At 64.6% G+C, this 22,542-nt stretch carries 19 protein-coding genes; 13 read left to right on the top strand and 6 right to left on the bottom strand.

Annotated features, from left to right (window positions below):
- Positions 1–147 precede the first annotated feature (147 nt).
- Genes RCH10_RS15465 through RCH10_RS15455 form a run of 3 tightly spaced genes read left to right on the top strand, consistent with a single transcriptional unit; the run spans position 148 to position 5,946 of the window.
- Positions 148–1,329 carry an efflux RND transporter periplasmic adaptor subunit gene (locus RCH10_RS15465; protein ID WP_409053059.1) on the top strand — a complete coding sequence of 394 codons (1,182 nt, stop codon included), beginning with the start codon at positions 148–150 and terminating at the stop codon, positions 1,327–1,329.
- Positions 1,322–4,447 (top strand): efflux RND transporter permease subunit, encoded by a 3,126-nt coding sequence (locus RCH10_RS15460; RefSeq protein WP_409053058.1) that lies wholly within the window; start codon positions 1,322–1,324, stop codon positions 4,445–4,447. The genes RCH10_RS15465 and RCH10_RS15460 overlap by 8 nt, the downstream gene beginning before the upstream one ends.
- On the top strand, positions 4,444–5,946 hold the full coding sequence (locus tag RCH10_RS15455) for an efflux transporter outer membrane subunit (RefSeq protein WP_409053057.1): 1,503 nt from the start codon (positions 4,444–4,446) through the stop codon (positions 5,944–5,946). Before RCH10_RS15460 ends, RCH10_RS15455 begins: the two co-directional genes overlap by 4 nt.
- 429 nt (positions 5,947–6,375) lie before the next feature.
- Here RCH10_RS15455 and RCH10_RS15450 read toward each other — a convergent pair whose 3' ends face one another.
- Entirely contained in the window at positions 6,376–7,794 is a 1,419-nt protein-coding gene (locus tag RCH10_RS15450) for a gluconate:H+ symporter (RefSeq protein ID WP_409053056.1), read from the bottom strand.
- Positions 7,791–8,393, bottom strand: a complete 603-nt coding sequence (locus RCH10_RS15445; RefSeq protein ID WP_409053055.1) for a gluconokinase — start codon at positions 8,391–8,393, stop codon at positions 7,791–7,793. Before RCH10_RS15445 ends, RCH10_RS15450 begins: the two co-directional genes overlap by 4 nt.
- Before the next feature lie 111 nt (positions 8,394–8,504).
- Here RCH10_RS15445 and bamC point away from each other — a divergent pair, with 111 nt between their 5' ends.
- The 8 genes from bamC (at position 8,505) to RCH10_RS15405 (ending at position 17,868) form a co-directional block, all read left to right on the top strand.
- Positions 8,505–9,626, top strand: coding sequence for an outer membrane protein assembly factor BamC (gene bamC / locus RCH10_RS15440; RefSeq protein ID WP_409053054.1), 1,122 nt, complete (start codon positions 8,505–8,507; stop codon positions 9,624–9,626).
- Between the two features lie 65 nt (positions 9,627–9,691).
- A complete protein-coding gene (locus tag RCH10_RS15435; RefSeq protein ID WP_409053053.1) occupies positions 9,692–12,175 on the top strand; it encodes a diguanylate cyclase domain-containing protein in 2,484 nt (827 codons plus the stop codon).
- Positions 12,176–12,255: 80 nt separating this feature from the next.
- Positions 12,256–12,468, top strand: a complete 213-nt coding sequence (locus RCH10_RS15430; protein ID WP_323495256.1) for a hypothetical protein — start codon at positions 12,256–12,258, stop codon at positions 12,466–12,468.
- Positions 12,469–12,500: 32 nt separating this feature from the next.
- Entirely contained in the window at positions 12,501–13,196 is a 696-nt protein-coding gene (locus RCH10_RS15425; protein ID WP_409053052.1) for an SDR family NAD(P)-dependent oxidoreductase, read from the top strand.
- Positions 13,197–13,353: 157 nt separating this feature from the next.
- Positions 13,354–13,614 (top strand): hypothetical protein, encoded by a 261-nt coding sequence (locus tag RCH10_RS15420; protein WP_323495258.1) that lies wholly within the window; start codon positions 13,354–13,356, stop codon positions 13,612–13,614.
- A gap of 63 nt (positions 13,615–13,677) precedes the next feature.
- Positions 13,678–14,295, top strand: a complete 618-nt coding sequence (locus RCH10_RS15415) for a DUF4337 domain-containing protein (RefSeq protein ID WP_323495259.1) — start codon at positions 13,678–13,680, stop codon at positions 14,293–14,295.
- 42 nt (positions 14,296–14,337) lie between these two features.
- The gene (locus tag RCH10_RS15410; RefSeq protein ID WP_409053051.1) at positions 14,338–15,570 is read left to right on the top strand and encodes a pyridoxal-phosphate-dependent aminotransferase family protein; all 1,233 of its coding nucleotides are present in this window, start codon (positions 14,338–14,340) and stop codon (positions 15,568–15,570) included.
- 93 nt (positions 15,571–15,663) lie between these two features.
- Positions 15,664–17,868 (top strand): EAL domain-containing protein, encoded by a 2,205-nt coding sequence (locus RCH10_RS15405; protein ID WP_409053050.1) that lies wholly within the window; start codon positions 15,664–15,666, stop codon positions 17,866–17,868.
- Positions 17,869–17,889: 21 nt separating this feature from the next.
- Here the strand turns inward: RCH10_RS15405 and RCH10_RS15400 are convergent, their stop codons facing one another.
- The 3 genes from RCH10_RS15400 to RCH10_RS15390 all read right to left on the bottom strand — a co-directional run bounded on the left by RCH10_RS15400 (position 17,890) and on the right by RCH10_RS15390 (position 20,217).
- Positions 17,890–18,120, bottom strand: a complete 231-nt coding sequence (locus tag RCH10_RS15400) for a hypothetical protein (RefSeq protein ID WP_409053049.1) — start codon at positions 18,118–18,120, stop codon at positions 17,890–17,892.
- 248 nt (positions 18,121–18,368) lie between these two features.
- Positions 18,369–19,868: an MFS transporter gene (locus RCH10_RS15395; RefSeq protein WP_409053048.1), complete on the bottom strand. Its 1,500-nt coding sequence runs from the start codon at positions 19,866–19,868 to the stop codon at positions 18,369–18,371.
- 103 nt (positions 19,869–19,971) lie between these two features.
- Positions 19,972–20,217 (bottom strand): hypothetical protein, encoded by a 246-nt coding sequence (locus RCH10_RS15390; RefSeq protein WP_323495263.1) that lies wholly within the window; start codon positions 20,215–20,217, stop codon positions 19,972–19,974.
- Positions 20,218–20,436: 219 nt separating this feature from the next.
- On the opposite strand from RCH10_RS15390, the gene RCH10_RS15385 reads away from it, so the two are divergent.
- Complete coding sequence (locus tag RCH10_RS15385) at positions 20,437–20,754, top strand: hypothetical protein (RefSeq protein ID WP_323495264.1); 318 nt, start codon at positions 20,437–20,439, stop codon at positions 20,752–20,754.
- A 33-nt stretch (positions 20,755–20,787) separates the two neighbouring features.
- Here the strand turns inward: RCH10_RS15385 and RCH10_RS15380 are convergent, their stop codons facing one another.
- Complete coding sequence (locus RCH10_RS15380; protein ID WP_409053047.1) at positions 20,788–21,156, bottom strand: hypothetical protein; 369 nt, start codon at positions 21,154–21,156, stop codon at positions 20,788–20,790.
- A 388-nt stretch (positions 21,157–21,544) separates the two neighbouring features.
- On the opposite strand from RCH10_RS15380, the gene RCH10_RS15375 reads away from it, so the two are divergent.
- Positions 21,545–22,525, top strand: coding sequence for an aldo/keto reductase (locus RCH10_RS15375; RefSeq protein WP_323495266.1), 981 nt, complete (start codon positions 21,545–21,547; stop codon positions 22,523–22,525).
- Positions 22,526–22,542: the final 17 nt, after the last annotated feature.

Here is a 22,542-nt window from a genome sequence, read left to right as displayed (position 1 = left end):
AGCCCGGCGAACGCCGATCCTGAAGAAGACTTCAGGATTTCTTGCGGCGTTCTTCAGGCGTGGCTGTCTAAGCTGCGTCGCGCTCCCGGTGGACGGACTCGTTCTGCAGCCGACTGAGTCGATCAACAGAAAAAACAGGGAAAAAACATGCATGACGACAAAGGAAAGTCGCGCCGCGCGCTGCTCGTGATTTGCGCCGTGGCGCTGATCGCCATTGGCGTCGCATGGTGGTTCATGGCAAGTTGGGCACATGCCGCCGAGGCGGCAAAGGCCGTGCCGGTGCGTGTGCTGGAGCACGTCGGTGCCCAGGTGGTGGTCCCCGAGGGCTCGCCCTTGCGACAGTCACTGGTCGTGGCCGGGGCCGACGCGCAGGCGATTGAGGTGCCGCTGTCGCTGCCGGCGGTGGTCGAGGCCGATCCGGCCAAACTGGTCAAGGTGTCGCCGCCCGTGACGGGGCGCGTGGCGAGCCTGGACAAAGGCCTGGGCGATGCGGTGCGTGTGGGCGATGTGCTGTTTCGCATCGATTCTGCCGATCTGGCGCAGGCGCGCAGCGACGCACAAAAGGCTCGGTCGACCCTGGCGCTCGCGACGCAGTCGCTGGAGCGGCAACGCGCGCTCGGCGCGTCCGGCATCGCGGCCAATCGCGAGATCGAACAGGCGCGCAACGATTTCGACCAGGCGCAAAGCGAAGTGGCGCGCACCGGGGCGCGGCTGATGCAACTCGGCGCAGGGCAGGCCGACAAGCCGGATGCAGGGCCGGGCACGGCCGGCACGGGCCGCCTGCTGGCCGTGCGCTCGCCGGTGGCGGGCCGCGTGATCGACCTGAGCGCTGCGCAGGGCGCGTACTGGAACGATGCAACCGCCTCGCTGATGACGGTGGCCGATCTGTCCAGAGTGTTCGTGACCGCCAGTGCGGGCGAGGCCGATCTGAAGGCGCTGTTCGTCGACCAGCCGGTGCGCGTGGTCCTCGACGCTTTTCCCGGCGAAGCCCTGAGCGGAACGGTGCGCTACATCGGCGAAGTGCTCGACCCCGACACCCGGCGCGTCAAGGTGCGCATGGTGTTCGACAACCGCGACGGCCGTCTGAAGCCGGGCATGTTCGCCAACGCCACCTTTCTGTCGAAGCCGCACAACGGACTGCTGGTGCCGATGGACGCGGTGGTGCAAAGCGGATTGCACAGCCGCGTGTTCGTGGAAGCATCGCCCTGGCATTTCGAGCCGCGCGTGGTGCGTGTCGGTCCACGGGTCGGCGACCGGATCGAGGTGCTTGCCGGCCTGAAGAGCGGCGAGCGCGTGGTGGTACAGGACGGGGTGCTGCTGGATGATTGACGCATTCGTCACCACCTGCCTGAAGCGGCGCGGCATCGTCTGGCTGGTGTTCGCCATGGCGGCCGGCTATGGCGCCTGGTGCTGGACCCAGCTGCCGCTCGAGGCTTATCCCGACATCGCCGACACCACCTCGCAGGTGGTCACGCAGGTGCCGGGGCTGGCCGCCGAAGAGGTCGAAAAGCAGATCACGATTCCGCTCGAACGCGAGATCATGGGCACGCCCGGCATGTACGTGATGCGCTCCAAGAGCACCTTCGGTCTGTCGCTGATCACCGTCGTGTTCCGCGATGGCGCCGAAGACTACTGGTCGCGCCAGCGGCTGCAGGAGCGCATCGGTGGCGTCGCCCTGCCGTACAGCGCTCAGCCTGGCCTCGACGCGCTGACATCGCCCATCGGCGAGATCTACCGCTACACCCTCGAATCGAAAACACGCGACCTGCGTGAGTTGTCGGAGTTGCAGCGCTGGAAGGTGATCCCGCGCCTGAAGCAGGTGGCGGGCGTCGCCGACGTGTCGAACTTCGGCGGGCTCACCACGCAATTCATGGTGGAGTTCGATCCGGCCAAGCTCAGCAAATACAACATCACGCTGGCCCAGGTCACGCAGGCGATCAACGCCAACAATTCGAGCGCCGGCGGCAGCGTGCTGACGCGCGGCCAACAAGGTTTCGTGGTGCGCGGCGTGGGGCTCATCAGCGGTCTGGACGACCTGGCGCAGATCGTGGTGAGCCAGAAGAACGGCGTACCCGTGCTCGTGAAAGACCTCGGCGAAGTCAAGCTCGGCAACAAGGAGCGGCAAGGCATCCTCGGCAAGGACAGCAACCCCGACACCATCGAAGGCGTGACGCTGCTGCTCAAGGGAGAGAACCCTTCGACGGTGCTCGACGGTGTGCACGAAGCGGTGCGCGACCTCAACGACAACGTGCTGCCGCAAGACGTCAAGGTCGTGCCCTACCTGGACCGCACCATGCTGGTCCAGGCGACGGTGCACACGGTCGGCAAGACATTGCTCGAAGGCATGACGCTGGTCACGCTGGTGCTGCTGCTGTTCCTGGGCAGCCCGCGCGCCGCGCTGATCGTGGCGCTGACCATTCCGATGTCGTTGCTGACGGCTTTCGCCTTCATGCACCAACTGAAGATTCCGGCCAACCTGCTGTCCCTGGGCGCGATCGATTTCGGCATCGTGGTGGACGCGGCCATCGTCGTGATGGAGAACATCCTGCGCCAGCGCGAGGCGCATGCAGACCGACCCCTGAAGCCGCGCGACGTACTCAAGGCCACCTTGCAGGTGACGCGCCCGATCTTCTTCGGCATGGTCGTCATCATCACGGCCTACACGCCGCTGTTCGCCTTTCAGCGCATCGAATACAAGCTCTTTGCCCCGATGGCTTTTGCGATCGGCTTTGCACTCGTCGGCGCGCTGGCGGTTGGGTTGCTGCTGATTCCGGGGCTGGCCTACCTGGCCTACCGCAAGCCACGCCGCGTGTTTCACAACCGCGCACTCGAAAAGCTCGGCCAGTGGTACGAACAGCTGCTGCGACGCATCGTCGGGCAACGTGCGCTGACGCTGGCCGCTTTTGCGCTGGCCTTCGTCTGCGTGATCGGTGCCGCGGCGACCATTGGGCGAGACTTTCTGCCATATCTCGACGAAGGTTCGCTCTGGTTGCAGGTCACCTTGCCGCCGGGCATTTCGCTCGACAAGGCGACGCAGATGTCGAACCGGTTGCGCGACGCCACGCGTGAGTTCGACGAGGTCTCGTACGTCGTCACGCAACTCGGCCGCAACGACGACGGCACCGATCCATGGACCGCGTCGCACATCGAGGTGAGCGTCGGACTGCATCCCCAGGCCGAATGGAAATCGGGCCTCAGCAAGCAGGAGTTGATCAGCGGCCTGGCGGCGCGCTTTGCGCAGTTGCCCGGCACGCAGGTCGGCTTCACGCAACCGATGATCGACGGCGTGCTCGACAAGCTCGCTGGCGCACACAGCGATCTGGTGGTCAAGATCTACGGCAACGACTTCAAGGAAACGCGGCGTATCGCCAGCGAAATCGACCGGGTGCTTTCCGCAGTGCCCGGTGCAGCCGACGTCATCATCGACCAGGAGCCACCGCTGCCGCAGCTGCGCATCGAGGTCGACCGGGCGGCGGCTGCGCGCTATGGCATCAACGTGGCCGACATCGCGGACCTCATCGGCACCGGCATCGGCGGTGCACCGGTGGCGCAGTTGTTCGTCGACGAGCGGCGCTACGACATCGCGGTGCGCTTCACGCCGCAGAGCCGGAGCGACCCCGACGCGATCGGCCGGCTGGTGTTGAGCGCACCCGGTGGCGCCAAGGTGGCGCTGTCTCAGGTCGCGACGCTGCGGCTGGACGATGGCGAAAGCACCATCACGCGCGAAATGGGCAAGCGGCATCTGACGGTGCGGCTGAATCTGCGCGGGCGCGATCTGTCGTCCTTTCTGGAAGATGCGCACACCCAGATCGAGGCCAAGGTGAAGTACGACCACGCGCACATCCAGCTCGCGTGGGGCGGCCAGTTCGAGAACCAGCAGCGTGCGCAGGCTCGGCTGATGCTCATCATGCCGATGGTCATCGTCCTGATGTTCGCGCTGCTTTTTGCGCAGTTCAAGAACCTGTGGCAACCGTCGTTGATCCTGCTGGCTGTGCCGCTCGGCGCGCTCGGGGGGTTCGTCGCCTTGCATCTGCGCGACATGACGCTCAACGTGTCGAGTGCGGTCGGCTTCATTGCTTTGTTCGGCGTGACGGTGATGAACGGCATCATCATGGTGTCGAACCTGAACCGGTTGCGCGTGGAAGAAAAGCTGCCGCTGCGCGAGGCCGTGATCCAGGGCGCTCGGGAACGCTTTCGTCCGGTGCTGATGACGGCAACGGTGGCAGCCCTCGGCTTGCTGCCGGCCGCGCTGGCGCATGGGCTCGGCAGCGATGTGCAGCGTCCGCTGGCCACGGTGGTGGTCGGTGGCCTGGTCACCGCGACCGGTCTGACGCTGGTCTGGTTGCCAGCGCTCTACTACCTGGTCGCAAGCCGGCTCGAGGCCATGAGCGCGCGTCACGCCCAAGCGCATGCCGACCTCACCGACCCCGCTGGAGCAGCCACATGAAGCGCATTGCATGGACCGTCGCCTGCGTCTTTCTGATCGGTGGCTGCGCGGTAGGTCCGGACTTCAAGCCGCCCGTGGCGCCGGTCACCGACCGCTACACGGCCGAGCCTTTGGCGCAGGCACAGACGCAGACTCAGGACACCGCTGGTGTTGCAGTGCAACGCTTTGTCGATGGCCGGACGATTCCGGAGAAATGGTGGTCGGTGTTTCAGTCGGCACCGCTCGATGCGATGGTCCGACAGGCGCTGGCAGCGAACGCCGACGTCGAGGCAGCGCGGGCATCGCTTCGCATCGCGCAGGAGAACGTGCTGGCGCAGCAGGGCACCTTCTTTCCTACGGTCGGGGCGCAGTTCACGCCGACACGGCAGTCGGTGGCAACGTCGCTGGCGAGCCCGGTTGCCTCAGGTGGCAACCTCTACAGCCTGCACACGGCGCAGCTCAACATCGCCTACGCGCCGGACGTGTTCGGCGGCAATCGACGGCAGCTCGAATCGTTGCAGTCGCTGTCGGACGTGCAGCGCTTTCAGCTCGAGGCCGCGCAGCTCACGCTGACGGCCAACCTGGTCGCGACAGTGATCCAGCGCGCTGCAGTGCGCGCGCAGATCGATGCCACGCGAGAGATCGTCGCGTTGGCGGATTCGCAGCTGACGATGGTGCGCCGGCAGCAGGCGCTCGGCCAGGTCGGTACGGCCGATGTGGCGGCGCAAGAGGCGCTGCTGGCCCAACTCGAAGCCACCTTGCCGCCGCTGCAAAAGCAGCAGGCGCAACAACGCAACCTGCTCGCGGTGTTGCTGGGCCGGCTGCCGAGCGACGCGGACATTCCGGAGATCGGTCTCGACGCATTGCAGCTGCCGGGTGAGCTGCCGCTGAGCCTGCCTTCGCAACTGGTCGTGCAGCGGCCCGATGTTCGCGCCGCCGAAGCCCAGTGGCACGCCGCCAATGCGCAGATCGGCGTGGCGCTGGCCGCCAGGCTGCCGAACTTCGAACTCACCGCGAACATCGGCACCACCGCGTTGCGGCTGTCGCAGCTCGCGACTGCCGGCACTGCCTTCTGGGGCATCGGTGCCAACCTCGTGCAGCCGCTGTTCGACGCCGGCACGCTGATGCACCGGCAGCGTGCAGCGGAGGCCACGCAGGCGCAGGCCGCAGCGCAGTACCGCAGCACGGTGCTGGGCGCGTTCCAGAATGTTGCCGACACGCTGAACGCGATCCAGGCCGATGCGGCGACCCTGGCCGCGCAGAGCCGCGCCGAGCAGGCGGCCGCGCGCAGCTTCGACATCGCCCGCGCGCAGCGCGACGCCGGCGCTACCGGATCGTTTGCCGTGCTGGTCGCGCAGCAGGCTTTGCGGCAAGCCGCCATCGCGCGCATCCAGGCGCAATCGGCCCGGCTCGCCGACAGCGTGGCGTTGTTTCAGGCGCTGGGCGGTGGCTGGTTGCACGCCGTCGACGCACGGCGAAACGATGCAGCCGCGGTGTCATCGAACGGGCAGGGGAGTTGACGATGGTCAGGCCGGGCCGCTTCATGCCGAAATCCGCCTGGCTGTGCGTCGCAACGCTGCTGTTCCTGTGCGTGTGCGTCCTGGCAGCGAGCGGATGTGCCGCGGGCATGCCGGCGCCCCAAGGCGGGGCCATGCCATCGAGCGACGATACGGCCGGTGGCAGGCGTCTTGGTGTGATCGTGCGGCTCGGCGATGCGTTGCCCGCTCCGGGCGAGGTGGACGACGATTGCCGCATGACCCTTGCGCCCTCGGTGCGCGCGGCCGGCGCATTTGCCGAAGTGGCCTATCGACAGGGACGGCGTTCCCGGTTGCGCATCGTCCTGATCGAGCGCGGCAGCAGGTGGGCGGTGGGCGACGAGGCCTCCATCGACCTGCGTGATTGCCGGCAGGCGGCGGTGCCGCCTTCGACGCCGCTGTCTAAAGCACCCACTAAAGCACCAGCGACAGCGCCAGCGTCAGGATCAATCCCATCACCGAGATCACCGTCTCCATCAACGACCACGTCTTGATGGTCTCCATCACGGTCAGGCCGAAGTACTCCTTGACCAGCCAGAAGCCCGCGTCGTTCACATGCGAGAAGAACAGCGAGCCGGCGCCCACGGCCAGCACCACGAGCGACAGGTGATTGGGCGACAGGCCCACGGCCAGCGGCGCGACGATGCCGGCGGCGGTGACCGTCGCCACGGTGGCGGAGCCGGTCGCGAGGCGGATCAGCACCGCGACGATCCAGCCGAGCAGCAGGGTCGACAGGCCGGCGGCCAGGGCGATCTTGGCGATGGCCAATCCGGTCCCGCCGTCGACCAGCGCCTGCTTGAAGCCGCCGCCGGCGCCGACGATGAGCATGACGCCGACGACAGGCAGCAGGCTGGCGCCGATTTTCTTGGCCAGCACCGTGGGCGTGAAGCCGACCGAGGTACCGAAGGTCACCATCGCCAGCAGCACCGCGATCAGCAAGGCGAACACCGGGTCGCCGATGAAGTCGAGCGCGGGCCGCAGCGGCGCCGTCTTGTCCATCCAGATGTCGGCGCCGGCCTTGATGAGCATCAGCGCCAGCGGAGCCAACAACGTGATCAAGGTCCAGGTGAAGGTCGGGCTGTGCGTCGGCTTCGGGTCCTCATCCTTGCCACCCGCGGTGCTGCCCGATGCGCTCGATGCACTTGCAGAGGACACCGCCAGGCCGGCACCCGCCGCGCCGATCGGCACCATGCGCGCCGCGAGCAAGCCGAACAGCGGCCCTGCGACGGCGACGGTCGGGATGGCGATGAGCAGCCCCAGCGCCAGGGTCACGCCGACATTGGCATGAAGAATCGCAATGGCCGCCAACGGGCCGGGGTGCGGCGGGATGAATCCGTGCAGCACCGACAGGCCGGCCAGCGCCGGGATGCCGAGTCGCATGGCCGGGCCCTTGGAGTGGTGCACCGCGAGCATGACCACCGGGATCAGCAGCACCAGCCCGATCTCGAAGAACATCGGGATGCCGATGATGCTGGCGACCAGCGCCATCTTCCAGGGCAGCGTTGCCGGGCGACCTTGCAGCAGCGTGTCGACCACTTTCTCGGCACCGCCGGAATCTGCCAGCAGCTTGCCGAGCATGGCCCCGAGTGCGATCAGCACGCCGACATAGCCAAGCACGCCGCCGACGCCGGCTTCGTACGAGGCCGTCACCTTGTCTAGCGGCAGTCCCGAGCCGACACCGACGAACAGAGCGCCGATGGTCAGCGCCAGAAACGCGTGCATCTTCAGCCACACGATCAGCAAAATCAGAATGCCGATGCCGACGGCAGCGACGATCAGCACCTGCGTGTCGTGCGCGTTCAGCGGTTGGTGCATCAGGTCGGTCGGGTTCATTTCGCGACTCCTTTCGCCACGCCCAGACCGAGCATTTCGATGACGGTATCGGCGATCTCCGAAGGCGACGGGCCGACATCGACGCGGATCGCCGGCTCATCGGCGGTCGGCTCGTGCAAGTCGGCGAACTGGCTGTCGAGCAGCTTGGTCGGCATGAAATGACCATGTCGTGCGGCCAGGCGCGCAGCGATGGTTTCGTACGACCCGTGCAGGTAGACGAACACCACGCCAGAACCGCGTCGGTCGATGGTGTCGCGATAAGAACGCTTCAGCGCAGAGCAGGTGATCAAACCGCTACCGCCGGCGTCGAGGCGCTCCCCGACCCAGTCGGCGACCTTCTCCAGCCAGGGCGCGCGGTCGTTGTCGTCGAGCGGATGCCCGGCCTTCATCTTCTCGATGTTGGCCGGCGGGTGCAGTGCATCGCCCTCTTCGAAAGGCCAGCCCAGGCGGCCGGCAAGAAGGGCCGCGACGGTGGTTTTGCCGCAGCCTGAGACGCCCATCACCACCAGCACCACCGGTTGGGGGATGGGCGGCTTTATCGGCAAAGTCAGCGGCAGTGGCAGCGGTGAGGTATCTCTGGTGCTGGTTTGAGTTGTCATTGTTCTTCCACTTGCTTGGGTCACTCGGGTCGGTATTGAACATAGCACCAGGGGCGCGATGCTGCCGTCGGCCTCCCATATTTCTCCCGAATCGGCGGCCACCATCGCTCGATGAACCCAACCGAAACACGCGGCGCCTGGCTGCTTTTCAGAGCAAGCCTGGCGCTGGCATTCGTCGCGAGCCTGATGGCGTGCGCGGCGCCCAAGGACGGTGACGGCATGCGTTATCACACGAGTTCCGGCAAGGCACCGTTGCTGGATGTGCCGCCCGATGTAGCTCAACTCTCCCGATCGGGGTCAGACGCACGGCCCAAGTCGGTGGCTGCAAGCGCATACGCTTCCGAGAGGGCTCAGCCATTCGTGCAGCCGACGGCAGTGCGCGCTGTCGGCGATATCAAGCTCGAAGGCGATGGCACCGACCAATGGCTGTCGATCGGCCGTTCGCCCGACGCGCTGTGGGAGCCGCTCAAATCGTTCTGGCAAGAGAGCGGATTTTTGTTGAGCATCGAAGACCCCGCGCGCGGCGTCATGGAAACCGATTGGGCCGAGAGCCACGCCAACGTGCCCGGCGACCTGGTGCGCGACGCGATGGGCAAGCTGGTCGATTCCCGCCATTCGACCGGTGAGCTCGACATCTTTCGCACGCGGCTGGAACGCACGGCCAGCGGCACGGAAATTTTCGTGACGCACCGCGGCATGCATGAAAACGTTCGGGATACGCCCGGCACACCGGCTGGCTGGCAGGCACAGCCGGCCGACATCGCGCTCGAAAGCGAATACCTTCGCAAAATGATGCTTGCGCTCGGCAGCGCGCCCACGGCTGGCACCGCGAAGGTCGGGGTGCCGCAACGGATCGTAAAGGGTGACATGAAGAGGGATGCGACCACGGGCCGGAGCACGCTCGAGCTTGTCGAAGGCTTCGATCTCGCCTGGCGGCATGTCGGCCTGGCCCTCGATCACGCGGGCTTCACTGTCGAAGACCGTGACCGCCGGACGGGCACCTACTTCATCCGTTTTGTGCCGCCACGGCCGCCCGGCGCGGAGCCGGGGCTCCTTACCAAAATGGTCGAGTACGTCAAACCTTCGCCTGTCGAAAAGCCCTTGAAGCTCGGCATCCAGGTTCGCAGCGAAGGCGAGGCCAGCACGGTTTCGGTGCTGACGGAGGCGGGGGCGCCGGAGCAATCGGCAGTGGCGCAGCGCATCGTGCAGGTGTTGGCCAGCGACCTGCGCTGAGCACCAGTTAGGCGCCCGTCCACGCGCCGACAAGGCGCGCCTACAAAGTGCGCGAAACTAGGGGGATGCTGGTCCGCCTCCGCCGCCGCTTTGTCAAAGGTCTCACGATCAATGGACGCTTGTTCCTGCTCGTCCTTGCGGTGGCGATTCCGTTCTCGATCTTTCTTGCAACGACGGCATTGCTGCAGACGAGGCAGGAACGCGAACAGGTCCGACAGGAGATGTTGAGCCTGGCGCGCCTCACCTCGGCCCGACTGGACGACCACGTCGGCGACATCGGTCAGTTCCTCGGCGTGCTCGCAGAAGTCGTCACTCCCGAGTCTGGAGGCAATGCCGCCAACGATGCATTGTTGAGGGGCCTTGCGTCGCGCAGGCCCGCACAGATCAACAACGTTGCCGTTTGGAGCGCGAACGGTGAGTTGACAGGCTCGGCCGAACAGCAATTGCGCCTGACCGGACTGAACGTTGCTCAGCGATCGTTTTTTAAGCAAGCGGTGGCGGGTGCCGACCTGCCTGTGGAAGCGCCGATCCTCGCCGCATCCAACGGCGAACAGGTCGCCGTCTTTGCGACCGCGGTCCGGCGGCAGGGCCGGGTGGTGGGCGTGGTGACCGCGACCGCACGTTTGCGGCTGTTGCAGGCGCTGGTATTGCCGGCCGGTGGCTTACCGCCCGGTGCGGTCATCACCGTGCTCGACCACGACGGCGTCATTCTGGCGAGGTCACTCGACCCGGCGCGCTGGATTGGCAAAAACCTGGGTGCCGGGTTCGTGGCGAGCACCGTGGCCGCCAACCTGGTGGACGGCGTGCGAGACGGCCCCAATGCCGACGGGGTATCGCGCATCGGCGGCTTTACCGCATCGCGGCGCGTGCCGTGGTTTGTCTACGTCGGCATTCCGAACGAGATCGCGCTGGCGCCGATGAAGCGACATCTGGCGCAGACTTTCCTGGCGGGTCTGGCGATGTTGCTGCTGGGCCTGACCGCTGCAGCAGTGGCCGGCCGTCGCATTTCGGCGCCGTTGCGCCAGTTGAGCGATGACGCAGCGCGGCTCGAGCAGGGCCGTTTCGATCATCGGAGCAGCGTGTCTCAGGGCGGCGAAATCGGCCAGCTCGCGAGCGCGCTGAATCGCATGTCGGACTCGTTGCAGGAGCGCACGGCCTTGCTGGAGGCGAGCCGGTTCCAGCTTCAACAGATCACCGACAACCTGCCCGCGATGATTTCGTACCTCGACGCGCAGCAGCGCTTTCTGTTTGCCAACAACGTTTTCAAGGAATTGCTGGGTGTCGATACCCATGCCCTGATCGGCAAGAGTCTCGTAGAGGTTTATGGTGAGGCGGAATACGCCATCTTCCGCAAGGACATCGAAGCCTGTCTAGGCGGCCGCCGGATAGCCTACGAGCGCGAGATCCAGACCCTGGCGGGACCGCGTCGCGCGGAAGTAACTTTGATCCCGCATCGGGACGTCGACCACACGGTGGTCGGCCTGTTCGCGCTCCCGCTCGACGTTACGGCCAGCCGCGAGGCCACCGCCTTGCGCGCCCGCATCGAGGAGCGGCTCAGCCTGGCGCTCGAAGGATCGGGGTCGGCACTGTTCGACCTCGACGTAAAGCGCAGCCGCATCTATCAAAGCGCGCAGGCCGCGACGATGCGCGGCGAGCCGGCGCTGGAAGAGACGACGAGCCTTGCCGTGTACATGAATCGCGTGCATCCCGACGACCGCGACTGGCTCACTCACTGCTTCGAAGCCGCGCTCAAGGGTCGCACGGCGACATTCGATGCCGAGTTCCGGATGGCGACCCGCGCGCTCACCTGGATCTGGATTCGCGGCCTGGGGCGCGTGGTCGAACGCGACGCGCAAGGCATGGCGATACGCCTCGCCGGCACAGGCGCGGACATTACGCCGCGCAAGGCCGCCGAAGAGCGGCTTCGCTATCTTGCCGAGAACGATGCGCTGACAGGCCTGCCCAATCGCGCCCTGTTCGATGAGCGCCTGAAAGGACTGTTGCTGAGCCGGGCCGGGCCACATCGGACGTCGGCACTCATGTTCCTGGACATCGACTACTTCAAGAGCGTGAACGACACCTTCGGCCACGAGGCCGGGGACAAGTTGCTGGTGGCTTTTGCTGCGATTCTCAAGGAGTGCGTACGGCCGAGCGACACGGTGGCGCGTCTTGCGGGCGACGAGTTCACCATCATTCTGAATGACATCTCCGGCGTGTCCGAAGCGACCGCGGTGGCGCAACGCATCGTCGAAAGGGTGCGAAAACTGCGCGGCTTCAGCGACACGCAGGACGGGGGCTCGGGCGTGTCGACAAGCATCGGTATCGCGTTTCGCGGGCCGCATGACAACGACGCGGCAGTGTTGCTCAGACGCGCCGACGCGGCCTTGTATCAGGCCAAGCGCAATGGACGCGACAGCTTCGTGTGCGACACCACGCACGCTGACGATGCCATCGAAGCGATCAGTGACGAAGTCACGGTGAATGCCGCGGAAGCCGCGGACGCCGCGGAGGGGTCTGGAGGGTTGGGGCGGGCTCGACGCGACAGATAGGGCACGACCGATGGGCCGGCGTAGGTCAGCCCATGGTCATGCTCGGTCCGCAGAATGCGTGACCCCACGCCGCAATCTCCATGGACAAACCGAATCAACTGCCGAGTGAAGCGCCCACCCACATCGATCTGCTCACCGACATCGAACTGTTGGGCATGCTGATGGCTGCAAGGCATCGGGTCTTGTTCTGGGACGGGCCGGCCGAGGCAATCGTCGTGGCGTGCGAGCGGGAACTCGACAAGCGGTCGCGTCCAGCGACACTCACAAGCAACCGGCTTGCGAAAAACTTCTAGAAGCGTATTGCCGGCCGCGCTCCACAGTTCGCATGCAATCCTTTCCTGAAGGATTCAGAGCGGTGGTCATCGGCGCATCGGGAGCGATAGGCGCGGCGATGGTGCGGCAACTCGAAGCCGATCCGCGCTGCGGCAGCGTGATCGGACTCGGGCGGAAGACTTTGCCATCCATCGATTTCAACGACGAAGCGAGCGTGGCCGCGGCCGCCGCCGCTCTGGCATCTCGCGGTCCATTCCATTTGGTCGTGAACGCAGCCGGCGTACTGCACACGACCCGCTTCGCACCCGAAAAGCGTTTGTCTCAACTGGACTTCGCCCAAATGGCCGAGACCTTTCAAGTGAATGCCTTCGGGCCCGCGATGGTGCTGGCAAAGTTCGCACCGTTGCTCGACCGCCAACGCGCCGTATTGGCCGTGGTCTCGGCCAAGGTCGGCAGCATCGAAGACAACCGTTTGGGCGGCTGGTACAGCTATCGCGCGTCGAAGGCGGCACTCAATATGTTGCTCAAGACGGCAGCGATCGAAGTGCAGCGCGCGCAACCGAATGCCGTGCTGGTGGCGCTGCATCCGGGCACCGTGGATTCGGCGTTGTCGGCGCCGTTTCGGGGTGCCGAAATCGGTCGTCCGGCAGCGGCCGCGGCGGCAGATCTGTTGCGCGTTATCGATGGTTTGAAACCGGAGCACACCGCCAGCTTCTTTTCGTACACCGGCGAGCGATTGCCTTGGTGAGTGAGGGTGGCCGGGCCAAGGCGTGCCTATGTCAGGCGGCCTGTTCGTCGGATGGCATACGACACATGTCAGAAGATGACCACGTCGGCACCGCCACTTTGGCTGATTGAAAAAGAACTATAAAGTAGTACATCTTGGGCCTAACGAAAAAGGCCCGATGGACGATCAAGACTCCTTTCTGCAACATCTTCGCGACGACCTTGCCGGTCGACGTCGCGCGACCGCTGCCATCCGCGCAAAGATCATCGAGGCGCTGGGCGACAAGCTCTGTGGCAGCGGCACCGGCCCCAAGGGCGACGACCTCGCTGCGTTCGCTACCGCACAACAGCAAGAGAGGATGTCTGCGGCGCGGCTGCGCGCCTATTTCGCCAACCTGGCGGACCGCGTGATCCGAAGGGTGCGAGACCGGTCGTCCTGACCACTGTTTCACAACCACCGTCATACTCGCCCGTCCCAAAATTTTCGGTGACGGAGGTATTCCATGTCAGGTGACGGTTTTCATGCTCACGGCCCGCACGACCACGTGCTCGAACATCCCGCAGGCGACCATGGCCACAAAGCCGCGGACGACGACGCCGCGCCGCACTCGGGTCGTCGCACCATGACCGATCAGATCGCGGTGTGCACCGCAATCATCGCCACGGTTGGCGCTATCTTTTCGTACATGGGCGGCCTGACGCAGGCGAACGCCGGGCTCTACAAGAACAATGCCGGCATCAAGAAGACCGAGGCTTCCAATCAGTGGAATTACTACCAGTCCAAGAGCACGAAACAGTCGCTTGCGGAGTTCGCGCGCGATATGTCGCCTGAGGATCGCAGGGCCACATGGCAAGACAAGGCGGTGCGCTACGAGCGCGAGAAAGCCGAGATCCAGCTCGTGGCCCAAAAGCTAGAAACAGATGCCACCGATTGGGATCATCAATCCGAAACGCAAATGCACCAGCACCACCGTTGGGCCCAGGCGACCACTGCGTTGCAAGTCGCCATTGCGTTGGCGGCGATGGCTTTGCTGACTCGCAAGAAGTGGTTGGAGTGGGGCATGTTCGGCGTGGCCGGTATCGGCCTGGTGGTCGGCGCGCTGGCAATGCTGCACATCTGACTGCATCCAATGGATGACGCTATCAGCGTCTAGGATCGGGCGATGAACGATTCGCCACGCCTGCCGGGCCACCGGTTCCTGCATTCGCCCGGTCCGACCCGGGTGCCCGACGAAGTGCTGCACGCCATGAGCCGGCAGCCGATGGACCTGTCCGACCCGCGGCTCGACAACTGCATCGCCGCCTGCGAAGCCGGACTCAGGCGGCTGCTGCAAACCTCAGCGTCCGACGTCTACTTTTACGCCGCCAACGGCCACGGGGCATGGGAGGCGGTCATCGCCAATCTTGTGGCGCCGGGCCAGGCCGTGCTGGTACCGGGCACAGGGCACTTCTCCGAATCGTGGGCCGTGCAGACCGAGGCGATGGGCGGCCGCGTGATTCGCACGCCCTGGGTCGAAGGCTTGCCGATCGATCCGGCCGAGATCGAAGCGGTGCTGCGCGCCGATGAGGCGCACGAGATCACCGCCGTCTTCGTGGTGCACACCGACACGGCCAGTGGCATCACCAACGACCTGGCGGCGCTGCGTGCGGCCATCGACCGGGCTGGGCACCCGGCGCTCTTTGTCGTCGACGTGGTGGCTTCGCTCGCGGCGGCGCCGTTTGCCATGGACGCATTGCGGGCAGACGTGGCGCTCGGTGCCAGCCAGAAGGGCTTGATGGTGCCGCCGGGACTGGCGTTCGTCGCAGTCAATGCGCGCGGCATGGATGCCTCCCGCCTCAACACCACGCCACGGTTTTATTGGGACTGGCAACGGCGGCAGAGCCCGCTCGTCTACCGCAAGTTTTGCGGCACGCCGCCGCAGAGTCTGGTCTTTGCGCTGGAGGCATCGCTCGGCTTGATCGCGCTCGAGGGCATCGAAGCAGTGTTCGCGCGCCATCGGCGCATTGCCGACGCGGTACATGCCGCGGTCGCGTGCTGGAGCGAAGCGGGCGCGCTGAGTTTCTTTGCCACGGTGCCATCGTCGAGGTCGGTGTCAGTCACCACGATCGCGGTGGGCGAGGGCGTCGATCCTGAAGCGCTGCGAAGCATTGCACGCGAGCGCTTTCAGGTCGCAGTGGCCGGCGGTCTCGGGTCGCTTACGGGGCGCGCGTTTCGCATCGGCCATTTGGGCGATATGAACGAGGCCATGATCCTCGGCTGCCTCGCCGGCATCGAAGCAGCGATGACGGTACAGGGCATTCCGTTCGGCCGCGGCGGTGTCGATCGCGCTATATCCCGGCTTTCCCAGCTGTCCCGACTTTCCCCTTTGGCGGCAGGCAATCGATTCATGCCGTGAATCAAAGGTCGGTCTGACGGGTCGATCTGAAAATGACGGTGCATGAGCAAAGTTGCACCGGTATCTCTCCGTCACCCCCTTCCAATCGACTCGTTGCAGCCTGATCAAGCGCGCCAGCCACGCGCGTCGCGAACCACATGCCCCGCACAGTCCGCCGTGGTGTTGATCGTCGACGACAACGATATCAACCGGCGCCTGCTGCAAGCACTGCTCAAGCCCGAGGGCTACACCATTCAGTGCGCTGGCAGCGGACCTCAGGCGCTCTCTTTCATTGCCGAGTGCGCACCCGATCTCATCCTGCTCGACGTCGCAATGCCCGGCATGGACGGCTATGCCGTTGCAAAGAAACTGAAGGCCGATGTCACCACCTGCGACATTCCCATCATCATGGTCACCGGAAGGGTCGACGCGAACTCGCGCTTGGCTGGCCTGGAAGCCGGCGCCGAAGAGTTCCTGACGAAGCCGATCGATCGTGCCGAGTTGTGGCTGCGCGTACGCAACCTGCTTCGCCTGAAAGCGTCGAGCGATTTGCTGCGCCGGCATACCGAGTCGCTCGCGAGCCAAGTGCAGGCGCGCAACGCGGATCTGCAGCGATTTCGTACGGCGATGAACGCCACCGCCGACGCGATTTTTCTGGTCGACCGCCAGACCATGCGTTTTGTCGAGGTCAACACGACTGCCTGCGAACTGCTCGGCTATTCGCGTGCAGAGATGTTCGAGTGCGGGCCGGCGAACCTGGGCAACGTCACGGTCCAACAGATTGAAGGCGTATTCGATGCGGTGATTGACGGACTCGGTCCGACCCAGCAATCGGAAGTCGATCTGCGCCGTAAGGACGGGAGCATCGTGACGGTGGAGGTCGAGCGACTGGCCCAGCGGTTCGGCAACAGCTGGCTCATCGTGGCGCTGGTGCGGGACGTTGGTGAACGGAAAGCCACTGAGCGCCAGTTGCATCGGCTTGCGCACTACGACGCGCTGACCAATTTGCCGAACCGGTCGCTGTTTTACGAAACGCTGCGCAACAACATGAGCCCAAGCGCTGGTGGCACAGCGCGGCTGGCGGTGCTGATCGTCGACCTGGACCAGTTCAGGAACGTCAACGACACGCTGGGTCACGCCATCGGTGACGAACTGTTGCTGCACTTCAGCGCACGGCTGTTGCGTTGCATCACCCGACATGACGCGATCGGTCGGCTCGGTGGCGATGAGTTCGGCCTGATGTTGACACTGGACGCGCTGGCGCCGAGCGCCTGCGCGGTGGCCGAAAAGATACGCGACGTGCTTCGCGCACCATTCGATCTGCAGGGCCACGAAGTGGTCCTGACGGCGAGCATCGGCATCACTTTTTATCCGGAAGACGCGACGGACGCCGAAACGCTGCTGAAGTACGCCGACATCGCGATGTACCGCGCCAAGAAAACCGGGCGCGACACGTGGTGCTCTTTCACAGCGCAGATGAACCTGGACGCAATAGCCCGACACGATCTCGAAATGGCATTGCGGCGAGCGGTCGATAACGACGAGTTCGTCATCTATTACCAGCCCAAAGTGCGCCTGAGCGACGGCACGGTGTCAGGTCTGGAAGCTTTGTTGCGATGGCAGCGGCCGGGTCATGGCCTGATCTCACCCAACGCTTTCATCCCCATGATGGAAGAGTGCGGTTTGATCGTACGCGTCGGCAATTGGGTGATCGACACCGTGTGCCGACAGATCGGCGAGTGGCTTCGCTCGCCGATCGGCAAGGTCGCAGTTTCAGTCAACGTGGCGGAGCGTCAGTTCGTCGAGAGCGATCTCGCGAAGCACGTTGTACTGGCGCTGGCACGCAACGAGATTCCGGCCAATCTGCTCGAACTCGAGCTCACCGAAGGCTCGCTCATGTCTAACACCGAGCGCACGCTCACGAGCCTGCAGGAGCTGAAGCAGCAGGGCGTGAAGATCTCGATCGACGACTTCGGCACCGGCTATTCGAGCCTGGCCTATCTCCGGCGTTTTCCGATCGACAAGTTGAAAATCGATATCGCTTTTATCAGGGACATCATCGCCACGCCCGACGACGCCGCCATCACGCTGGCGATCATCCGGCTCGCACACAATCTCAAGCTGGAAGTAATAGCCGAAGGGGTGGAAACCGCGGCGCAGCTGGCGTTCTTGAGGCACCACGGTTGCGAGCAGATTCAGGGCTACTATTTCAGTGCGCCGCTGCCGTTGCTGCAGACCGAAGCGTTGCTGCGAGAAGGACTTTCGTTGTCGATGCCACCGATCGTCAGGCCGACCAGGAACGTGCTGCGTCTGTGCTGAGCAGACAACAGATAGAGGTCCTCAGGCCTCGGTCTTGAAGAGGCCGCGGATGTTCATTGCAGCGAGGCAAAACTGCAAAGCCAGTAGCGCATAAGCCGAAGTGTGGATGCCCCAAGCAACCCACAACACGTTGCTCAAAAGGAAAATCCAGAAACCCACGTTGCGCCGCGGCTTCGAGCTGGAAGCCACCAGCCACGCAGCGACCACCGACGCCGCGAACGCGGGCCATTGAATGAGGGAGAGCAGGTCCAAAGCGGGATGTCCGGTGGGCGACGCTGCGGTCGCTGTGATTGCAGGAATCGCTTATCCGTAGGCGATCAGGCAATGAACCCCGGCCGATGCGTCGCCCTTGTGCGCGGCCATCGCACAAAGCTGTGGTCGCCGCCCTACGTCGTTTCTTTGTCGAACCCCACGTGGCGAATCGGCTGGATGCGGTGCACGCGACGTCGCAGAGCAAAGTGGTGGGCGCACGGGGGAGCAGCCGAGGGCAGCCCGCCAGCTCAGCCCTCTCGCTGCACTGCCAGCGGCCGGATTTCCAGCCCGTGGCGAGGCAACAAAAACGCCAGCGCGACGATCGCCAGGCTGATCGCGAGCATCGTGACGAAGGTGAGATGCAGCGAACCCGCGAGCGTCAGCCGAATTGCCATTTCGCTGGCAGGAGAAGTCAGCGTCCCCTGCAACAATTGGCGCAGCTGGTCTTCGGTGAACAAGCCCGCGCCACCAGCCGTTCCGGCTTGCGTCAGCCCGTAATTGAACACCGCGCCGAAGAAGGTCGCTCCCAACGCGCTACCCAGGTTGCGGGAAAAAATGTTGGAAGCCGTGGCGCTGCCGCGCTGCGTGATCTCGACCGATTCCTGGATCAGGATGAGCGAACTCAGGCTGAGCAATCCCATGCCGAGCCCTACCAGAAACGATCCGACGCCGGCGATGTACACGGATGTCTCCGGCCCCATCGTCGCGAAGGCGAGGGCACCGAACGGCACCAGCACCGACCCCGTTAACACGAGGCGCCAAAGGCCCAAGCGCTGAAAGGTTCGCGATGCGAGCGTGGCACCGATGGGCCAGCCGAGCATCACCATCGTCAACGCCAGGCCGGCGACGACCGACGAATGTTTCAGCACCACCTGCACGTACATCGGCAAGAACGTGGTGATGCCGATCAGCGCCATGCCCGACAGAATCGCAGCGCCGTTGACCGTGGCGATGACGCGGCGGCCCCACAGCTGGAAAGACACCATCGGATCGGGTGCGCGCCGCTCTTGCATCACGAAGAGTCCCAGCGTGATGACGAACACCAGCGCCCAGCCCATCGCGGCGCCCTCGTGGCCGAGCCCGAACTCGGTGAGCGCAATCATCAGGGCCGCGATGCCAAGCGTGAACAAAAACGCGCCGATCAGGTCGATCGAGCCGCGCCGTGCGATCGGTGCTTCGCGCAAGAAAAGCCAGAAGCCGGCTGCGGCTGCGATGCCGATCGGCACGTTCATCCAGAAGATCCAGCCCCACGACAGCTTTTGCACGATGAGCGCGCCGAGCATTGGTCCGAGCACCGCGGAAATGGCCCATACGCTGGCCAGGTAGCCCTGTACCTTGCCGCGTTCGCGCACCGGATACAGATCGCCGACGATGGTGAGCGCCACCGGCTGCACGGCGCCCGCGCCGACGCCCTGAATAAGCCGGAAACAGATCATGGCGGGCATCGACCACGCGAAACCGGCGAGTACCGAACCCAGCAGAAAGATCGCGATGCCGATCAGCATCACGGGCTTGCGGCCATACACGTCGGAGAGTTTGCCGAAGACCACGGTCATCGCTGTTTGTGCCAGCAGAAAGGACGCGAAGACCCAGCTGTAAAGATGCAAGCCGCCGAGCTGCGACGCGATTTGCGGCATCACAGTCGAGACGATGGTGGCCTCGATCGCCACCATGGCCATCGAGGCCATGACCGCGGCGATCACCAGCGGGCGATGGGTTGTCTTTACGGATTCGGCGGGAGATGTCATTTCGGTCCCGCGAACGTCGATCGATTCGACGCCGAGCGGCGGCCTACATCCTATCGGCGAGCGGCGGCCCTTGCCGACGCTGGGGCTCTCGCACCTTATCGGGTCAGATGCGCGCCACGGCCCATTGCGAAACGCGTTCAAACACCGACATCGCCTTGAGCTCGTCGTGCCGGCGGATTTTGGCGAGGCGTGCCGTCCGCAGTGCAGCAACGGATTCGAGTGCGCGGGCGACGGCTTCAGACGCGCCGCCATCGCGATTGGGGTCGCATCGAACCGTGTAGGCCACTTCGCGAAGGTCCTTGATGCTCAGTCGGGAGGTGCCCGGAAAGTAGTTGGCGAGTGTCAACACGGAGAGGGCCTCAGGCGATGAATTGGGAAAAAGTTAAACCGACCATGTAAGCAATTGTGATTACTATTTGTGCTGCAGGCCAGCATTAATTTCACAACTTATGCCCTCAGACGGCTTTGTCCTACAAAACTTCTGAGATCAGCGATTTGGACCGAACAGCTGGCTTCCGGTCCCCGTATTCGGGGCATCGGCGCGCCAGGTTGCGCCGATCATCGATGGATGTACCGGGTGATCCACCTTCATGTTGCCGCGCCGGCAAAGCCGGATGCGGGCCAGCCCTGCAACGGCTGCGGCGTGTGCTGCGTAAGCGAGCCGTGTCCTGCGGGTGCGATTGTCAGCCGCCGATTGCGCGGCGCCTGTGCGGCGCTGATCTGGAACGACGACCAGGGCGCCTATCGGTGCGGGTTGATCGAGCAGCCTGCCAACTTCTTGCCGAAAGCTTTGCGACGGGCCGCGCCGTGGGTCGCGCACTGGGCTCACCGATTCGTCGCTGCGGGCCGCGGCTGTGATTCCAGTGTGACCGTGGAAAGCGGCTGAGCGGCGAAAGGCGCCCGGTTGGCGCCTTTTCCTCTAGCGTCTCTGGCGCGCCCTGGCGGCGCCGAAGTCCAGATAGGCCGTGGGAGCGAATGCCGGCTGCGGCTTGACCGGCTGCATCTCGTGCTCGGAAAAGTCCATGAAATCAGTCGGTGCGAAATTGGTGTCGCGCGTGCGTTCGCGCTCTGCCTGACGCTCCCGCGAACTTTCGCGCAGACGCGCCAGGTCGGCGCGGACTTCGACGAGCGTGCGTTGCGGCTTGCCGGTACGCGGGGTTGAGGCCATTGCAGGCGTGTGTGTGGGCATCTGTGCGGGCGTCGGTGCGAGTGCCAGCGCGAGTGCCGGTGCGGCTTTCACCGGGGTTGCCGCTTTGAGGGACACCGGCACAGAGACCGGCACGGTCAAGGTGATTACCGTGGCAGTGGCCGGCGCTGCCTTCGTCACTTTCGCGGGTATGGGCCGCGCATCGGTTCTAGGCAAATCGGTCCGCGGCGCAGACGAGGAAACGAGAGGCGACGAACGCGTGGCAGACCGTGCCAAAGCAGCGACCCTCGACTTCGTGGACGCGCGTTTGCCGCGTGTCGGCCCAAAGCCAGCGAGGATGTGGCGAAGTCTGCCAAGCCAACGAGGTGAGTTCATGTCGTGTGTAACCAAAAGTTCGCACGATTGTTAAACGGCTGCGTCGAAAGTCGAACGAGTTACAGACAGTTGACATTTGGGGACTGGGCAGAACTCCACAGATTCGGCTGTCATGATGACGCATCGATCCAGCAAACCAAGAAAGAAGCCGTCCATGAAATACGTTCGTCTCGGTCAGACCGGCCTTCAGGTGTCGCGCCTCTGCCTCGGCTGCATGAGCTACGGCGAACCCGAGCGCGGCAATCACCCATGGACCTTGCCGGAGGCGGCGAGCCGCCCGTTCCTGAAGAAGGCGCTCGACTTCGGCATCAACTTCTTCGACACCGCCAACGTCTATTCGGATGGCAGCAGCGAAGAGATCGTCGGCCGTGCGTTGGCCGACTACACACGCCGGGAAGACGTCGTCATTGCGACCAAGGTGAACAGCCGCATGCGGCCTGGTCCGAACGGCGCCGGCTTGTCGCGCAAGGCGATCATGGGTGAGATAGACGCCAGCCTGAAGCGGCTAGGCACCGACTATGTCGACCTGTATCAGATCCATCGCTGGGACTACGGCACACCGATCGAAGAAACCATGGAAGCGCTGCACGACGTGGTCAAGGCGGGCAAGGCGCGCTATATCGGCGCATCGTCGATGTTCGCGTGGCAGTTCGCGCGTGCGCTCGCGGTTGCCGACGCGCACGGCTGGACGCGCTTCGTATCGATGCAGAACTACGTGAATCTGCTCTACCGCGAAGAAGAGCGCGAGATGCTGCCGCTCTGCCGCGACCGGAACATCGCCGTCATTCCGTGGAGCCCGATGGCGCGCGGCCGCCTGACGCGCGATTGGGACACCACCAGTGCCCGCGTCGAAACGGATGATTTCGGTCGCTCGCTGTACGCGAAAACGGCCGACGCCGACCGCGCCGTGGTCGAGGCGGTGGCTAAAGTCGCGGCCGGGCTGGGCGTGCCGCGCGCCCAGGTCGCGCTGGCTTGGGTGCTGCAAACGCCGGGCATCACCGCGCCGATCATCGGTGCGACCAAACTGGAACAACTCGACGATGCAGTCGCAGCGCTGGCGCTCACGCTGAGCGCCGAAGACATTGCCGCACTCGAGGCGCCGTACGTGCCGCACGCGGTGGTCGGATTTTCTTGAATTTCAGCCTGAAGTGC

This window comes from Variovorax sp. GrIS 2.14, from assembly GCF_046115955.1.
Lineage (GTDB): Bacteria > Pseudomonadota > Gammaproteobacteria > Burkholderiales > Burkholderiaceae_C > Variovorax.
The sequence above is the reverse complement of the archived record's forward strand: the minus strand, read 5'-3'. Positions and strand labels throughout refer to the sequence as shown.

Bases quoted from the DNA above. Each gene is read 5' to 3' on its own strand.
- RCH10_RS15455 (WP_409053057.1), top strand. From the start codon at position 4,444: ATGAAGCGCATTGCATGGACCGTCGCCTGCGTCTTTCTGATCGGTGGC.
- RCH10_RS15385 (WP_323495264.1), top strand. From the start codon at position 20,437: ATGTACCGGGTGATCCACCTTCATGTTGCCGCGCCGGCAAAGCCGGAT.
- bamC (WP_409053054.1), top strand. From the start codon at position 8,505: ATGAACCCAACCGAAACACGCGGCGCCTGGCTGCTTTTCAGAGCAAGC.
- RCH10_RS15375 (WP_323495266.1), top strand. From the start codon at position 21,545: ATGAAATACGTTCGTCTCGGTCAGACCGGCCTTCAGGTGTCGCGCCTC.
- RCH10_RS15425 (WP_409053052.1), top strand. From the start codon at position 12,501: ATGCAATCCTTTCCTGAAGGATTCAGAGCGGTGGTCATCGGCGCATCG.
- RCH10_RS15410 (WP_409053051.1), top strand. From the start codon at position 14,338: ATGAACGATTCGCCACGCCTGCCGGGCCACCGGTTCCTGCATTCGCCC.
- RCH10_RS15460 (WP_409053058.1), top strand. From the start codon at position 1,322: ATGATTGACGCATTCGTCACCACCTGCCTGAAGCGGCGCGGCATCGTC.
- RCH10_RS15465 (WP_409053059.1), top strand. From the start codon at position 148: ATGCATGACGACAAAGGAAAGTCGCGCCGCGCGCTGCTCGTGATTTGC.
- RCH10_RS15420 (WP_323495258.1), top strand. From the start codon at position 13,354: ATGGACGATCAAGACTCCTTTCTGCAACATCTTCGCGACGACCTTGCC.
- RCH10_RS15395 (WP_409053048.1), bottom strand. From the start codon at position 19,868: ATGACATCTCCCGCCGAATCCGTAAAGACAACCCATCGCCCGCTGGTG.
- RCH10_RS15415 (WP_323495259.1), top strand. From the start codon at position 13,678: ATGTCAGGTGACGGTTTTCATGCTCACGGCCCGCACGACCACGTGCTC.
- RCH10_RS15430 (WP_323495256.1), top strand. From the start codon at position 12,256: ATGGACAAACCGAATCAACTGCCGAGTGAAGCGCCCACCCACATCGAT.
- RCH10_RS15445 (WP_409053055.1), bottom strand. From the start codon at position 8,393: ATGACAACTCAAACCAGCACCAGAGATACCTCACCGCTGCCACTGCCG.
- RCH10_RS15435 (WP_409053053.1), top strand. From the start codon at position 9,692: ATGCTGGTCCGCCTCCGCCGCCGCTTTGTCAAAGGTCTCACGATCAAT.
- RCH10_RS15450 (WP_409053056.1), bottom strand. From the start codon at position 7,794: ATGAACCCGACCGACCTGATGCACCAACCGCTGAACGCGCACGACACG.